The sequence below is a fragment of the Paraglaciecola algarum genome, from assembly GCF_021532655.1.
In the GTDB taxonomy this organism is placed as follows: Bacteria; Pseudomonadota; Gammaproteobacteria; order Enterobacterales; family Alteromonadaceae; genus Paraglaciecola; species Paraglaciecola algarum.
This window is the reverse complement of record NZ_JAKGAS010000001.1, coordinates 296,385-313,572: the sequence shown is the minus strand read 5'-3', so window position 1 is coordinate 313,572 and position 17,188 is coordinate 296,385. Positions and strand designations below refer to the sequence as shown.

At 38.3% G+C, this 17,188-nt stretch carries 12 protein-coding genes; 6 read left to right on the top strand and 6 right to left on the bottom strand.

From position 1 onward, the window contains the following. Window positions 1-24: 24 nt before the first annotated feature. Both L0668_RS01335 and astE read right to left on the bottom strand, forming a co-directional pair. Window positions 25-351, bottom strand: coding sequence for a heavy metal-binding domain-containing protein (locus L0668_RS01335; protein WP_235310260.1), 327 nt, complete (start codon window positions 349-351; stop codon window positions 25-27). 109 nt (window positions 352-460) lie between these two features. Then, window positions 461-1,498 carry a succinylglutamate desuccinylase gene (gene astE, locus L0668_RS01330; protein WP_235310259.1) on the bottom strand — a complete coding sequence of 346 codons (1,038 nt, stop codon included), beginning with the start codon at window positions 1,496-1,498 and terminating at the stop codon, window positions 461-463. Window positions 1,499-1,995: 497 nt separating this feature from the next. Here astE and L0668_RS01325 point away from each other — a divergent pair, with 497 nt between their 5' ends. From L0668_RS01325 to L0668_RS01305, 5 genes are all read left to right on the top strand, one after another. Continuing rightward, window positions 1,996-5,010 carry a TonB-dependent receptor gene (locus L0668_RS01325; RefSeq protein ID WP_235310258.1) on the top strand — a complete coding sequence of 1,005 codons (3,015 nt, stop codon included), beginning with the start codon at window positions 1,996-1,998 and terminating at the stop codon, window positions 5,008-5,010. 173 nt (window positions 5,011-5,183) lie between these two features. Further along, window positions 5,184-5,861 carry a DUF6445 family protein gene (locus L0668_RS01320; RefSeq protein WP_235310257.1) on the top strand — a complete coding sequence of 226 codons (678 nt, stop codon included), beginning with the start codon at window positions 5,184-5,186 and terminating at the stop codon, window positions 5,859-5,861. A gap of 445 nt (window positions 5,862-6,306) precedes the next feature. Then, the gene (locus tag L0668_RS01315; protein WP_235310256.1) at window positions 6,307-7,860 is read left to right on the top strand and encodes an MFS transporter; all 1,554 of its coding nucleotides are present in this window, start codon (window positions 6,307-6,309) and stop codon (window positions 7,858-7,860) included. A gap of 47 nt (window positions 7,861-7,907) precedes the next feature. Beyond that, window positions 7,908-10,364 carry a glycoside hydrolase family 94 protein gene (locus L0668_RS01310; RefSeq protein ID WP_235310255.1) on the top strand — a complete coding sequence of 819 codons (2,457 nt, stop codon included), beginning with the start codon at window positions 7,908-7,910 and terminating at the stop codon, window positions 10,362-10,364. A 33-nt stretch (window positions 10,365-10,397) separates the two neighbouring features. Beyond that, on the top strand, window positions 10,398-11,489 hold the full coding sequence (locus L0668_RS01305) for a glycoside hydrolase family 5 protein (RefSeq protein ID WP_235310254.1): 1,092 nt from the start codon (window positions 10,398-10,400) through the stop codon (window positions 11,487-11,489). Window positions 11,490-11,627: 138 nt separating this feature from the next. Here L0668_RS01305 and L0668_RS01300 read toward each other — a convergent pair whose 3' ends face one another. The 4 genes from L0668_RS01300 to L0668_RS01285 all read right to left on the bottom strand — a co-directional run bounded on the left by L0668_RS01300 (window position 11,628) and on the right by L0668_RS01285 (window position 16,224). Beyond that, window positions 11,628-12,644 carry a LacI family DNA-binding transcriptional regulator gene (locus L0668_RS01300; RefSeq protein WP_235310253.1) on the bottom strand — a complete coding sequence of 339 codons (1,017 nt, stop codon included), beginning with the start codon at window positions 12,642-12,644 and terminating at the stop codon, window positions 11,628-11,630. Window positions 12,645-12,802: 158 nt separating this feature from the next. Then, entirely contained in the window at window positions 12,803-13,819 is a 1,017-nt protein-coding gene (locus L0668_RS01295; protein ID WP_235310252.1) for a LacI family DNA-binding transcriptional regulator, read from the bottom strand. Between the two features lie 92 nt (window positions 13,820-13,911). Then, the gene (miaE, locus tag L0668_RS01290) at window positions 13,912-14,670 is read right to left on the bottom strand and encodes a tRNA isopentenyl-2-thiomethyl-A-37 hydroxylase MiaE (RefSeq protein ID WP_235310251.1); all 759 of its coding nucleotides are present in this window, start codon (window positions 14,668-14,670) and stop codon (window positions 13,912-13,914) included. Between the two features lie 135 nt (window positions 14,671-14,805). Beyond that, the gene (locus L0668_RS01285; RefSeq protein ID WP_235310250.1) at window positions 14,806-16,224 is read right to left on the bottom strand and encodes a glycoside hydrolase family 28 protein; all 1,419 of its coding nucleotides are present in this window, start codon (window positions 16,222-16,224) and stop codon (window positions 14,806-14,808) included. 282 nt (window positions 16,225-16,506) lie between these two features. Between L0668_RS01285 and L0668_RS01280 the strand changes: the two genes are divergently transcribed. Further along, window positions 16,507-17,106, top strand: a complete 600-nt coding sequence (locus L0668_RS01280; RefSeq protein ID WP_235310249.1) for a Yip1 family protein — start codon at window positions 16,507-16,509, stop codon at window positions 17,104-17,106. Window positions 17,107-17,188: the final 82 nt, after the last annotated feature.

The window sequence follows — 17,188 nt, the reverse complement described above, 5'->3', positions numbered from 1 at the left end:
TATGGACCATATTTAAGATAATGACTATTTATCAGAATACCTCACCGCAGTCCCGCTAATACTGACCATTAACATTGAACCACCACTTCCTACCACTTCATAATCGATATCAATCCCAATTACAGCGTTAGCCCCTATAGAATGCGCTTCCTCTTCAAGCTCTTGAAAACCAATTTTACGGGCTTTAGTTAGCTCATCTTCGTAAGAACCAGAGCGCCCGCCAACTATATCTCTTACTGAAGCGAATATGTCTTTGAATACATTAGTTCCCATAACAGCCTCTCCTACAACTACCCCAAGGTACTGTTCAATCTTTTTGCCTTCTAATTGGCTTGTTGTGCTCATGATCATAAACTTGCTTCCTTTATTCCATTATCATTTTAATCGATAAACTAGTGGCCGCTACCCAAGTATTCAACTATTAAGATGTAAACAATTGTGATTATATTTATTATCACGCTTAAATTTTAGTTGGGATAACAGTTAATAAAGCTCTTTGCCCAATTTCAACCTGAGCATTGGGAAACACTATCGCTTCCCCATCATATTGGGCCCGATATTCACAACCTGACTCAAAAGCAAGTAAATGCCCTTTAGGAAAATCACTAAAGTTAGCTAAATCATCTGGAAAATTAAGCGTAAAGTCACTTTGACCTTTGTTAATGACTTGGTTGACCTTAAAAATAAAAAAATCTTCTTCAGCAAATTCTTTACACTTTAGATTATGTGACGAAACCAATAACCTTAACGTACTGACAACTTGTTGAAATTGACCCATATCATTTTCGCCAAAAGGTTTCACTTTCCCCAACTCAATGGTAAATGCATGGGCAGCAAATTTTATTGAAGAAAAATAGCTAAAAGTTGTAGTCGGGTTACCTGACAATAAAATGGTATTCACTCCACAGGCAAGTAAAATTTGTAATTGAGCCTTTGACCAAGGTTTGCCGTGTAAAAATGGATAAACTGCAAATTTATCATTTTTTGAAGTTCTGATAGCAGTGTGTAAATCGTAATGAAGCCGCTCTCGATCTGGTTCTGCTGATAAGTAGAAATTCTCTACTGCCTGCTCAAGTAACCTCGCTCGACTTCTTTCATAATTATTGCATTTATTGTCATGGCCTAAACTAAACAACCTATTCATGTTTTCTTCAACAAAACGTTGGGCTACATCCATAGATCTTAAGTTACCAAAAATAACTAGGACACGTTGCGTCACCAGTATTTTTTGTAACAATATATCTTGCACCAAAGCATCACATATCTCTATGGGTGCAGTTTCATTGCCATGAATACCACAAGACAAAATAATATCTTTGTTACTGGCCTGTTTGGGCTCAAAACTTATCACACCAGCAGCCACGACTTTCACAACTGTATGTTGACCAATATCAAATCGAAAAGGTTGGCTAAATAAATAGGCTGAATTACGGCTCAGAGCTAAAAACTCTCCTTTTCCCAATAAAATTTCTATTAAATCCAAGTTACTTAATTCCAAAGTTAGTTTTCTTTTTTTCTCGTTAACTATGGCTAGAGCATGTTGTCACTAGCCTGGCCCAAATTCTAATCTAATGCAGCGATTAAAACTAAAAAAAATAATACCTTGTTAAAAATATGTAAACGAAATGATTGGTAATTATGCTCTAATTAATTAACTATATAACAATAGACAGAGTAAAAATTAAACCACAAAATAAATTTGGTTAATATCAAAAGCTTATTACACATAATAATAAAAGAAAAAAACGTAATGAATTCTTTTAGTTAATTTACGGGTGAATTATTTTTAAATAGTAGCTAAGCCACAGCCTTTAAAAATAAAGGAAAACAATAAACCATGTTAAAAAAATGTACAAAAAGATTAACAAAGTAATTGACAATAATTAACCAACAATTTACCGTTTGAAAACGTTTACAGAAAGAGTATTAATACTCTTGCAAAAGATTTCGTAAACCATACACAACCACAAAAAAACAACTAAAGGTATTTAAGACATGAGATCACACACTCAATTTAAACACTCAATACTAGCAAAAAGCATTGGCTTAATGCTTGGTTCTGCAGTTATAGCGCCAGCCATAGCACAAGACGCAGATGAAGTAATCGAAGTTCGCGGCTTACGTTCAAGTATGGCTGAATCAATGAACACCAAAAAAGAATCACTTGGTGTGGTAGATGCCATATCTGCAGAAGACATTGGTAAGTTCCCAGACACTAACTTAGCTGAATCTTTACAACGTATTACCGGTGTATCTATCAGTCGCAACAATGGCGAAGGTGCAGAAGTAACAGTTCGTGGTTTTGGCGCTGACAAAAACATGATTACCTTAAATGGTCGTATGATGCCAGCAGCCAACGCTTTTGGTGGTGGTGAAGGTAATTCACGTGCTTTTAACTTTGCAAACTTAGCTTCAGAAAGTGTGCGAGCTGTAGAAGTATACAAAACAAGTAAAGCAGATATCGCCACTGGTGGTATTGGTGCAACCATCAACGTAATCACTGCTAAACCACTAGCGGGTAAAGAAGGGTTTACTGCTAATGTTGGTGCTAAAGCAGTAATGGATACCACTAACCGTACTGGTGATGATGTTACTCCTGAAATATCGGGTATCTTTAGCTTTAAAAGTGACGACGCAATTTGGGGTGTAGGTTTAACTGTCAGTCACCAAGAACGTGACAGTGGATCAACTGCATTTTTGGAAAATGATTGGCGTGTCGCTACATGGGAAGGTGAAAGCTCACTTGGTAACCGCTCTGGTGAAAATGGTACTATAACCAACGCACCTGCTGTTGGTCAGCTATTTGCTATGCCTAACAACGCTTCATACAACACATTTAACACTGAACGCGTACGTGACAATGCTCAACTAACTGTGCAATATGCACCGACAGATGATTTCACTGCCACTGTGGATTACACCTACGCAAATAACGATATTCAAGAACAAATTAATAGTAAGAACATGTGGTTTACTCGTAACACTCATAACGTTACATTTGACACAGACCAACCTGTTGCCACAGCCATATTAATATCAGAAGATGTAAGTGGTTTTGATCCGGATGGAAACCCAATTGGTACCAAAGATAATAATGCTGATTCGGTTTTTAATACTCAAGAAAACACCCTAAGTTCAATTGGTTTAAATCTTGAATACCAAGTGAATGATGACTTTGCAGTCAGCTTAGACTTCCATGACTCAAATATGGATAGTGCACCAAACGGTGGTAAATTTGGTAGCTCAATTAACGTTGCTACCGCCACGCCAATTGGTTTTTATCAAACTCTAGATTTTAGCACTGAATTACCTGGTATCGATTTAGTTATCCATGACACTACTAAAGGTAACGGCAATGGCGTAGCTGATATCGGTGATGTAGGTAGCCAGGTAATGCGCAGTTACTGGACTGCTCAAGAAACAGATATCCAACAAGCTAAATTTGATGCCACTTATCAATTTGATGAAGGTCGATTCGATTTTGGTATCGAAACACGTTCAATGGAAATGAAGCAAACTTTCTCTGAAAACTACATGGCATTAGGTGATTGGGGTGTTGCTAACCCACAAGATGTGCCAGCTGGTTTAGTTCAAGATTATAACTACATGGCTGAGTTTGATGATTATGATACCTCTGGTAATGATCAGTTTGGTTGGACTTCAAATACAGTTGCTTTAGCAAACTGGGCTGAAGGCGCTTATGGTCATGACTATAGTTATAACCCTAACTTTTCCCAAGATCACTTAGTTGAAGAAGATACCACAGCTGTATATTTCCAAGTAGCATTAAGCGGTGAATTAGGTGGCATGGAAGCAAATGTATTAGCTGGTGTACGTTATGAAAACACTGACGTAAACTCTATTTCATTCTCTCGCCCAGAAACAGCTATTGTTTGGGGTGATAACAATGATTATTTCTACGAACGTTCAGCAGATGTTCAAGCGGTAAGTGGTGAAGCAAGTTACGACCATTTATTACCTAGCTTAGACTTTGACTTAGCCATTTCTGAAGATTTAAAAGCTCGTGCCTCATTTAGTCAAACTATTGCTCGTGCTGGATATAGCCAAATGCGTGCTGCGGTAACAGGCATTGGTACTAATGGTCCTAAGGCAACTGGTGGTTCAGCTGTAGCATCTGCCTCTAACCCAGGCCTAGTACCATTACAATCTAGTAACTTTGATTTATCTTTAGAATATTACTTCGATGATTCAAGTTATGTATCAGCTGGTTTCTATGAAAAACGTGTTAAAAACTTCATAGGTACAGAACAAGTTGAAGAATCACACTTTGATTTACGTGATGTCACAGCTGGTCCTCGAGCACTTGCCGCTACAGCAGCATTAAACGCTTTAGGTGTTCAGGTTGATGAAACGTCATTGTTCACCATGACAGCCATCATTGATAATCCTCAGGACTTTCCGAATGGTGCGGCGGATTTCCAAGAAGGTATATCTTTTGCTGAAGGAATTGCAGCTAAATACGATATAACGCCGAACTCTGACGACCCAGTCATGATGTTCTTAACCAGTAAACCGGTTAATAATAAAGAAGCTAAAATTTACGGTTTTGAATTAGCTGGTCAACATTTCTTTGGTGACTCTGGATTTGGTTTAGCGGCTAACTATACAACCGTACGTGGTGATATTGGTTTTGATGATACTGGTAGCCCAAGCGTTTCTCAGTTTGCTCTTACTGGTTTAAGTGATACAGCGAACATAGTTGCTATGTATGAAAAAGATGGCATACAAGCTCGTTTAGCTTATAACTGGCGTGATGAGTACTTGAATGAAACTTCTCGTGGTAGTTCAAGAAACCCTCGTTACATCGAAGCTTACGCCCAATTAGACTTTAACATTAGTTATGCTGTAAGCGACGAACTAACTGTATCTTTCGAAGGGTTAAACTTAACTGAAGAAAACAGCCGTAGCCATGCACGTTCAGAACGTCAAATTTGGGACTTGTATGACTTAGGTGCTCGTTACCAATTAGGTGCTAGATACACTTTCTAACAGCTAAGATAATACATTATCTCTAAGGCCACTTTTTGTGGCCTTTTTTATACGTTTTTTAAGTAAATAACGTCAAATTTATCGCCACACCTTTTCAAAATTTGTTTTAATAGACGTTAGTTATAAAAACAAAAAAGTCACTAATTTCTATGCAGCTATCCACTCACCCTCAAATGAAAATTACTAAACAGTACTTTGGTAATGAAAACATACCAATTCTTATAGTAGATAATTTTGTTGAGCAAATAGAACAACTTACCGAATTTAGTAAAAATTTGAAATTTGAACGCAACTCCCCTTTTTATCCTGGAATAAGAGCAGCCACACCCACGGATTATCAAGAACTCATTGTCAATTCACTGAGGAAAACACTAGTTGAATTCTTTGAATTACCCAATTCACAGTTAACTTTTCCAGTAAGTCATTATTCAATTGTGAACACACCAGCTGAAAAACTAAATTTATTACAAAAAATCCCTCATTTTGATTCACTCGATAAAAATGGATTAGCTGCAGTGCATTACTTGTTTAAAGATGATTTAGGTGGAACGTCATTTTATCGACATAGAAAAACTGGCTATGAAATGATAAATCAGTCAAGAAAAATTGATTATCTACGCTCACTTGAATCTGAAAATGATGGTCCAAATATGCCAAAAAAATCAGATGGTTATATAAACGGTAATACGCCTCTTTTCGAGCGAATTGGCGAACAACAGGCTAAATACAATAGAATTATTTTTTACAGACGTAACTCATTACACTCAGGTTCAATCCCTAAGAACTTGATTAAAAATAGTCATACAAGCAACACACGTCTGACGATTAGTAACTTTATGGATTTTAGTTAAACGCATATACCTGTCTAGATGTGCCCCTATATATGACTTTTTAAAATATGACTTTTTAACACGTCCAACAAAATGAAACCTAAGAAAAACTGACACACCAAACATGGAATCGATTTCAAATATATATTGTAAACTTTATTTCCAAATAAACTTACAGACCTAATAAACCAACACTTAATTAACATAAATAAGGTAATCCATAGCTAAAACGCTAAATTACAACACTTAGCAACCACCATAAATACCACATATATTTAACAAAACAGCAAAGATCTAACTTGAAAACGTTTACATAATGACTTATTTTATATCATCTGAATTTTGATTAAGTTTTTAGATAGCGTGGGAAAGTTAATTTATTCACATCTAAAAAATAAAATAAACAACAATAGGAAATTCAAATGTTGGTAATAACACATGTTACATGCACTAAGGTGAATTCCTTATGACTCGATTACCTATGTATGAAAAAGTAGGCTATGCCATGGGTGATGCCGCAGCAAATCTAGTTTGGCGAGGCGCTTTGGCATACCTAGCAGTATTTTATACTGATACCTTTGGAATAGCAGCTTCTGCAGCAGCCATACTATTTTTAGTGGTAAGGCTATCAGATGGCGTAACTGACATTATCATGGGCATGATTGCCGACCGAACTAATACCTCTTGGGGTAAGTTCCGTCCATGGATATTCTGGTCTACCCCTTTCCTATGTTTGTTTATGGTGTTGTGTTTTACCACACCAGACTTAAGTGATAGTGGCAAACTTGTATACGCCTATGTGACCTATATTGGCCTAACTCTAGCTTATACCGTCAATAACGTGCCCTACTCTGCATTAATGGGAGTCATGACCGAAAACGATAACGAACGTACCAGTCTGTCTGGCTTTAGATTTGCCGGCGCTTTTATCGGAGGCCTATTTGTAATGGGGTTTCTACCTAATTTAGTGGCTTACTTTGGTGAAGGTAACGATGCGCAAGGTTATCAATATACTATGTATGTATTTGCAGGCTTGTTAATGGCATTAATGGTTATTTCGGTAGCCACAACCAAAGAGCGTATTACACCTGTGGTTAAACAAAACAATAGTTTAGCCAGTGAACTAGGCGATTTAAGCAAACAGCTGCCATTTATTCTGCTGCCCTTAATTGCTATTACTTTATTTTTCTATTACAGAAATTGGCAAACCGGCTTGTTGTTTGTAGTGGTCATGAGTGCAATGGTGTGGTTTGTAAAACGTCTTATAAAACAAGGCGAACAAAATAAAGAACAACAAGGTTCCGGTGTGCAACAAGATATGCTGGACCTAATCACCAACAAGCCTTGGCTGATATTACTTGGTTTAGGTTTTTTAACCATGATGTTCAACGGTATTAAAATCAGCGTTGTAGCTTACTATTTTAAATATTACGTTGGCGATGAATTATTGGCCGGTAAATACTTTGTAGCTTTGTTAGTGGTGTCTATTTTGGGGGCTTTATGTACCAGCTTTATCGCTAAAAGAATTGGTAGAAAATCCCTATTTATCTTATCACTTGTTATCAGCAGTCTGCTCACTTGCGGCTTTTATTGGGTGCCTGGTAGTGATGTAAATACAATCTTTATCCTTGGTTGTAGCGCAGAGTTTTTTGCAGCCATGATGCCTACCCTATTTTTCTCCATGTTAGGAGATTCAGCTGATTATAACGAGTGGCTAAACGGTCGACGTGCTACTGGACTCATTTATTCAGCCGGCACCTTTGTACAAAAAACGGGAAATGGCTTTGCTGGGGCGCTGATGTTAGTGGTATTAGCCAGTTATGGTTATGACGGTATGGATCCTAGTACCGTAGAAGCATCTTTGCCAGGTATGACCTTATTAATGAGCTTTATTCCAGCGGCTTTTGGCTTTGCTGGTGCGGCATTAATGATGTGTTATCCCATTACAGACAAAATGCAAACCCAAATGACAGCCGACTTAATTGCTCGTAGAAGCGAAGCAAACTTAGTAACCGAATAATCAATACATTTTTGATTGGGATAGATTACCCAAATGAGACTTTAACTATGCAAACTAATAAAACAAACGAAAAATTTGGTTATTTCGATGACGCAAATTACGAATATGTGATCACCACACCATACACACCTACTCCTTGGATAAATTACCTAGGTAATGACGGGTTTTATGGGCTTATTTCAAATACAGCCGGAGGTTATTGTTTTGATCGAGACCCAAAGTTTCGCAGACTAACTCGCTATCGCTACAATAGTGTGCCTTTAGACAATGGCGGACGTTATTTTTACATTCGTGATGAAAACGATTTCTGGTCTGCAACCGGTCGTCCAGTCAACACTGAATTAGACGAATATAGCTGTCGTCATGGTATGGGTTACAGCCGCTTTAATGCCAGTAAAAATGGCATAGCGACTCAAGTAACCAGTTTTATTCCTTTAGATACCAAAGCAGAAGTACATTCTTTACAAGTCACTAATAATAACGACACCAGTAAAACTGTAGATGTATTTTCATTTATAGAATGGTGCCTTTGGAATGCCGAAGATGATGGTGCAAACTTTCAACGCAATTTATCAACAGGTGAAGTTGAGGTAGCGGGCAGTACTATTTATCACAAAACGGAATATCGAGAGCGTCGTAACCATTACGCTTTTTATTCAGTAAACCGTGAGCTGGATGGTTATGATACCAACAGAGAAAGCTTCTTAGGCCAATACCGAGGGTTTGATCGCCCACAAGTGGTTGAAAACGGAAAATCGACTAACTCTTTTGCTAGAGGCTGGTCGCCCATTGCTTCACAGCATCTTAAACTTAAATTAGCTCCCGGCGAAACCCAAAGTTTAGAATTTGTTTTAGGTTACATAGAAGTTGAAACTGATGAAAAATGGGAATCTAAAAATGTTATAAATAAAACCCCCGCAAACGAAATGGCTGCCCGTTTTGACACCCACGATAAAGTCAAGGCAGAATTAGCTAAATTAAACGCTTACTGGCATAATTTACTGAATAAATTCAGTGTAAATACCCCAGACGACAAATTTAATCGTGCAATTAATATTTGGAACCAATATCAAAACATGGTGACCTTTAACTTGTCACGTAGTGCCTCATTTTATGAATCGGGTATTGGTCGTGGTATGGGCTTTAGAGACTCAAATCAAGATACCATAGGCTTTGCGCACATGGTGCCAGATAAAGTGAAAGAACGTATCTTAGATTTGTCGGCCACCCAAAAACCAGACGGTTCTGCTTATCACCAGTATCAACCTTTAACTAAAAAAGGCAACGCTAATATTGGTGGTAACTTTAATGATGACCCAATGTGGATGGTTTTATCCACCACTAACTACATCAAAGAAACCGGTGATTTTAGTATTTTAGATGAAATGGTGATTTACGATGATCAAGAAGTAGCCACTCATGACCATTTTGACCATTTAGTACGGGCCTTTAATCATGTAGTGAATAACCTTGGCCCTCATGGTTTACCTTTAATTGGCCGTGCAGATTGGAATGACTGTTTAAACCTGAACTGCTTCTCTGAAAATCCTAATGAGTCATATCAAACAACTCAACGTGGTGCATCAGATGTAGCTGAGTCAGTGATGATTGCCGGACAATTTGTATTGTACGGTCAAGAGTTTGTCGACTTATGTAAGCAACTTGGTAAAGACGAGTTAGCGGCTTCTTGTTTAGCTCACGTGGACACTATGCGTAGCACCATCGAACAGCATGCTTGGGATGGGCAGTGGTACCTAAGAGCCTATGATTCTCGCGGTGAGAAAGTCGGAAGTCACGAAAATGAAGAAGGCAAAATCTTTATTGAGTCTCAAGGTTTCTGCGCCATGGCGGGCGTTGGCATTGATGATGGTAAAGTAAAACAAGCCCTTGATTCTGTTGAAAAACATCTATCTACTGATTACGGCATCATGTTAAATCAACCAGCCTTTAGCAGTTATAACAAGTATTTAGGCGAAATCACTTCCTATCCGCCAGGCTACAAAGAAAACGCGGGAATTTTCTGCCACAACAACCCTTGGATCACGATTTCTGAAGCCATGATTGGACGTGGCGAAAAGGCTTATGAATATTATTCAAAGATCACTCCAGCTTACTTACAAGAAGTACAAAGCCTGCATAAAACCGAACCGTACGTCTATAGCCAAATGGTAGCGGGTAATGACTCTGCGAACCCAGGAGAGGCGAAAAACTCTTGGTTAACCGGCACTGCTGCATGGAACTATTACGCTGCTACCCAATATATTTTAGGTATTCGTCCTGTGTATCAAGGCTTAGAAATTGATCCTTGTATTTTGCCAAGTTGGGACAAGGTATCCATCAAACGGGAATTTCGCGGTGCCCAATACGATATTGAGCTGCGTAACCCGAATGGTTTAAGTAAAGGAACGATACAATTAAATATAGATGGACAAGCCGTTAAGGGTAGTGTGATTGATGCATCTACCTATTCTGGTAAACATACCATCATTGCGACTTTGCAATAATCCAACCGACTCATTACTGTATAAAGGTATATTATGAATTTCAAATCCATAGCCATTGCTTTATTTACGCTATTAGTCAGCGCAAATATTTTCGCGGCGGACAAAAAAACAGAACCAGAGGGATGGTGGGGGCAACCCTACCCTAGTCAATTTGATACTAGTCAATTAACAAAACAATTAGACTTTATATCAGTGCAGGGTAACCAATTAGTCGATGGTTCAGGACAACAAGTAATTTTTAAGGGAATGAACATTGCCGATCCAGATAAATTACTTCGTGAAGGTCAATGGTCTGAAAAATTATTTAAAGAAGTCAAAGCTTGGGGTGCCAACATTGTTCGTTTACCCATTCACCCTATATCTTGGCAAGGTCATGGCAAAGAAGCCTACTTTAAGTTAATTGACCAAGCCATCATTTGGGCTAATGCCCAAGAAATGTATATCATCATTGATTGGCATTCTATTGGGTATTTGCCTTCTGAGTTGTTTCAACATCCTATGTATGACACCACCATGAAAGAAACCCGTACGTTCTGGAAGGACATTGCGTTTCGTTATTCAGGTGTATCCACAGTGGCAGTGTATGAGTTATTTAACGAGCCAACTGATCAAGGTGGCCGAGCTGGAAAAGCAAACTGGCTTGAATGGAAAGCCTTTAACGAAGAATTGATCGATATCATTTATGCCCATGATAAAAAAGTAGTGCCTTTAGTTGCCGGTTTTAACTGGGCTTATGATTTGCGCCCTATTCAGCAGAATCCAGTAGATCGTAAAGGTATCGCCTACGCAGCCCACCCCTATCCACAAAAAGCTAAACCAACCGTTAAATCTAAAGAAAACTTCTTTAAATTATGGGAAGAAGTATGGGGGTTTGCGGCCAAAGACTACCCCGTCATAGCTACAGAGTTAGGCTGGGTAAAAGCAGATGGAAAAGGCGCACATATTCCGGTAATTAATGACGGCTCTTACGGCCCTCAAATTATAGAGTTTATGCAACAAAGAGGCATATCTTGGGTAGCATGGGTATTTGATCCAGATTGGTCACCAACCATGATCAGCGATTGGAACTTTACTCCTACCCAACAAGGGGCGTTTTTCAAGAAAGAAATGTTGAAGCATGAATAACTGCGAGTTTCGCAGTTTCGTAAATATTTTCGGGTATAAAATATCCTAACCTACAGAAACGGCGTCATTTGCTAAAATGACGCCGTTTTATTAACTTTAACTCGCTACTCGTAGCTAAAACTCAAACCATATATGGTATTACTTCGGCGCTACACCAGTACTATTGCGGATTTTTAGACTGAATGGCAGGTATTGCGACCCAGGCTCAACCTTTTCACCATTTAACTGCTTCAACAATAAATTGATGCAAGCTGTACCAATTTCTTGCAACGGTTGATGCACGGTTGATAATGACGGGGTGACATATTCTGCGTAGTTAATATCATCAAATCCCATCACTGAAATATCTTCCGGGATTTTAAATCCTTGCTGCTGTAAAAATTGCATGGCACCAATCGCCATATCATCGTTAAAACAAAAAATAGCGGTTGGTCTTTGGCGTAACAATAATAACTTTTGAGCGCAATCTACCCCAGATTTAACGTCGTATTCACCTTCAATCTGTAAAACGTCTTCGACTTCAATTCCAGCTTCGATAAGCGCACTTTTATAACCTTTTGTCCGTTTACGAGAACTGGGAACATCACTAGGACCGGTAATCGCCGCTATGCGTTTGTGACCAATTGAAATTAAATAGTTTACCGCAGCTTTCGCAGCAGCTTCATTATCGACTGCGACTTTGACAATTTCATCAGACTCAATACCTTCGTTGCCATTAACCAAAGGGGGTAACTGTGGACCTAAAGGTAAGCTTTCATCAACTTTAAAAGGAATTCGTGAACCAAACAACAACACACCATCTGCCTGGCCATGACTAACTAAATCTGCGTAATGTTGTTCCCGCTCTTCTAAACCTTGAGTATCTCCAAGCAAAACTGAATAACCGGCACTTTGCGCCCCTTGCTCAATAGCTCGAATTATCCCCGCGTTTACGGGCTTAGTGATATCAGGAATAATGGCGACTATATTTCCGCTTTTGCGGGTACGTAAACTAGCGCCCATTCTATTAGGACGGTAACCCACTTCATCTACCACTTTTTTAACTTTGTCTAAGGTTTTTTTAGACACTAGATCAGGCGAACTAAACACCCTAGATACAGTTGCTGGCGACACCTTTGCCAAAGCAGCAATGTCTTTAATACCTAAGTTAGCCAAATTTAAATTCCTAATACAATAATTCTTAAATTAGATTAACATAAATGAAACGTTTTCATATCATCTAAAGCCACTAAATTAGAGAGTTAGGCAAATTTAAGAGTGGTTATTCTACCCGAATGAAAGCCTTTCATTTTAACATCAGCCAATTTGCAGGGTTATTTTGCAGCAGGCCCAGTACTTTCACGAATTCTTAAGGTATAGTCGAGTTGAATTTTTTCAGCAGGTAAGTCAGGGTTTTTTATCTTTCTGATCAATAGATTTGCACAGGCTTGACCAATTTCTTCTAAAGGTTGATGTACAGTAGTTAACGAGGGGCGAACAAACTCTGCATAATTAATATCATCAAATCCCATCACAGAAATATCATCAGGCACTACCACCCCATTTTTATGCAGCACTTGCATAATACCGATTGCCATATCATCACTAAATGCAAAAATAGCAGTAGGTTTACTCTCTAACGACAATAAATAATAAGCCATATCTACACCTGAATGCAAAGTGTAGTCACCTTGTACAATAAGGTTTTCATCAAGTTCAATCCCTTGTCTTACTAAGGCTTTTTTGTAACCGGAAATTCGTTCATCAGAGCTAGGTATATCACTAGGGCCGGCAACAGCAGCGATTCTAGTATGGCCTAAATCAAATAAATGCTGCATTGCCTCCATGGCGGCCGCTTCATTATCAATAAATATTTTATTGATATTAACTTCGGGCACCATTTCATTAGCATTCACTATCGGAGGTAACTGCTTTTCTAAAGGAATATCTGTCTTAATAGCAAAGGGTAAATGACTACCAAACAATAAAATGCCATCGGCTTGACCATTACGTACCATACTGCCGTAATGTAACTCTCGCTCTCTTAATCCTTGGGTATCACCTAATAAAACTGAGTACCCAAATTTTTGCGCTTCTTGTTCGATTGATTTGATGATACCGGCATTTACAGGTTTAGTAATATGGGGAATGATAGCAACTATGTTGCCACTTTTTTTTGTACGTAAACTGGTACCTAAACGATTAGGGATGTAGCCATGTTCGTCAATAATGTTTTGCACACGAACTAAAGTTTTAGCAGAAATTAACTCAGGGGTGTTTAAAACTCTAGAAACGGTTGCTGGAGACACGCCAGCTAATTTCGCAATATCTTTTATTCCTAATGTAGACAAAGGTTAACACTCACGACCAATTTAAATTAACAAAATAATAACATACAAATCGTTTCCATATAATTATTAGGCATAATCAGCCTACTAAGTTTTCAACAATTAGGTACCCCACTATGAAACCTAAACTCAACGTCAGGACTTTGTATTAACTCTGCTTCTTTTTCACCAATCAGCTGAATTCTGTCACTGATATCTTGCTTAGAAATTGTCTGAGCTAACGATAAATAGTCTTCAAAATGCCGTGCTTCTGAGCGAAGTAAGGACACATAAAACTTATTTAATTCGTCGTCTAAATACGGGGCTAATTTAGCAAAACGCTCACAACTGCGGGCTTCAATATATGCACCACAAATTAGCGTGTCTGGTAGTTTAGCAGGGTCGTGAGTTCTAACATGTTTCATCAATCCCCTAGCATATCGAGAGGCGGTCAGATTCCCGTATTCTATGTTGCGAGATTGCATTATTTCTAATACTTGTTGGAAGTGATGTAACTCTTCCTTGATTAACAACACCATTTTGGCAATGAGTTCGTCACCATGCTCAAAATTAGATTTACTGATCAACTTCTTAGACAAATTTACATGCTGGCTAAAGTTACCATCGCCTACTTTACGGTACACAAAATCTTCAAAAGGTTTAAGCCAGGCTAAAAGCGCCTCACCACTATCTTTATCGACTGCATAGCGGCGCAGCAATAACATAGCAGTTTGCGCGGCTTTGAGCTCACAGTTAGCGTGATCGACTAATAAGTTTGGCAAGTTTTCAGGTTTAGTGGCATGCTCAAGCCAACTTTGCGGAGTTTCACATATAAGAAATGACTGTATGGGTACTAATAACGCTTTATGTGGCATGGATGCTAATTCTTAATTACAAACGTCAATATTTAACCCACATTTTATCATAGGTGTATTAGGGTCTGTTGATCTTTGCTATATGTTTTTTTGCTGCGGCCTGTGTGGTATTCATACACCAAAGATTGACAGCCCCTAATGACTTGCACTTTCATCCAACCAACTCATAATCCCCTTTATCCGCTGGCCTTCAATTGTGACGTCTTCAAACTCAAGATCTAACGCATTTTGGATATCAAATGTGTTTTCAGTTTCTGAAATATTAATATTTTTAAAAAGTACATTCTTCAATGGAAACTGATGAGTTCCTCGAATAAAAAAGGCTGTCTCAACTTTTTTAGCCGCAATATTTGAAAACTCAATATTCTTATATATTGTTTCAAACTCTCCACCATGTTCGCTTGGATAGTTAAGCTGAAACCAAAATAGATGTTTAAAGCGATCAATGACAAAGTTTCTCACATAGATACGTTCAACTGTGCCTCCCCTATCAAGATTCGCTTTAAAACGAAAGGCTGAATCTCCACTATGCATAATGTTATCGGTGATAAATACATCACTAATGCCTCCAGACATTTCACTACCCATACCAATACCATCTTCTCCGCCCATTTCGTTATTTCGCACAACTATCTTACGACTAGGCAAACCAATTGTCCGACCATCGAGGTCTCGGCCGGATTTAATTACTACCGAATCATCACCAGTTTTAAATACGTTATTTTCAACTAATACATATTCACTAGACTCAATATCAATACCATCATTATTTGGAAAGTGGCTGTCCACTAGTATGTTACGTACTGTAACATGAGAAGCCGCAACGACATGATTAACCCAAAATGGCGAGTTTAAAGCAGTAAAACCCTCTAATAAAATACGTTTTCCGCCAAATATTTGGATTAACCCAGGGCGTAAATATGTCCCTTCTGCAAACACTCTTTGAGCTACCGGTACACCTGAAAAGCCCATTTTTCGAAGTTTACTAATATCTTCATTTTGGAGTTTATGCCAAGCATGAAAAGGACTATTCACATTACCATCTATTTCGCCTTTTCCAGTAATGGCAACATCTTCAACATTGGATGCATAAATCATTGGAGAATAACTATACACTTCAGTACCCTCCCATCGCTGTTTCACCACAGGCAAATAATCAGATACTTCACCTACAAACAGTATTCGGGCTCCGTCTTGCAAATGTAAATTAATTTTACTTTTTAGATGAATGGGTCCTTTAACGTGCCAAAGCCCCGCTGGAATAACAACTTTACCTCCGCCGCTTTTCACTAAATGCGCAATCGCCTTATTAATTGCAGGTAATATATTCTTGGCTGCACCTGGTGAGGCACCAAAGTTGCGGATATCAGCTTCACCTGTAGGGATTTTTGGCAACTCAATAGTTGCAACAATCTTTTCAACATCAGACCAATCAGCGGCTTTAACGTCAGAGATGAAACCACCTAGCAAAATTAAAATAAGCAATAGTGAGACCGGAACAAAAAGCTGTAATCGTCTAACTTGGTCAAACTGACTTAAATGTCTATGGTTCATATACTTTCCTATTGTAATTTTAGCTAACACAGTTGATCCCTAACACTTCTTTTACAGGCTTGTGTTTGAAATCTTAATTTTTAAACGTACTAAAAAGTTCATTTTCCAACCTATCCTACAAAACAATGCCACCGGTAGCAATCATTCAAATAAACAAAATTCTATAATTTAATTACAAGTAATCAACAAAAACAGTTGACGAAATTTGTACATTCAAAGACACTTAGGTTAAATAAATGTTAACTCAATGTAACTAAAAATAAGCTTCAGCGGAGTAGTATCATGATATTAAATCACTTATTTGGTCTTTACACTCACCCTAAAGAAGAATGGCATACCATAGACGTGCGTCACGAAAGTTATTTTTATAGTTTGAGTCACATCGCAATTATTTCCTTGATCCCTTGTATTATGAGTTATTACTCAGCTGCACACTTAGGATGGAGCATTGGTGTTGGTGATGTGATTAAACTGACAGAAAGTAGCGCGCTCATGATGAGTATTGGCATGTATTTTGGTTTAATGACGGGCGTAGTTGCCTTAGCTATTCTAATTCACGAATTAGCTAAAGCATTTGATGCTTCACCTAGTTATACCCAATCTTTAGAGCTTGCCGCCTACACAGCCACTCCTTTATTTATGGTCGGGTTTGCTGCATTTTATCCAGTACTTTGGTTTGTCATGGCAATTGGTTTAGTAGGGTTAGCATATTCAATTTACTTACTTTATTCAGGTACACCAATTTTGATGCATATACCTGAAGAAAAAGGATTTATTTACGCAAGTTCAGTAGTGACATGTGGTTTAGTTTTACTAGCGATATTAATGGCTTCATCAATCATTTTATGGAGTATGGGAATGGGACCGGTTTATACCGCCTAACCCTTTGTATTAGTCCTTAAAAAGACATACAAAAAAGCCGCTGCGGAATTATCCTCAGCGGCTTTTTTATGTTTGTAGTTTT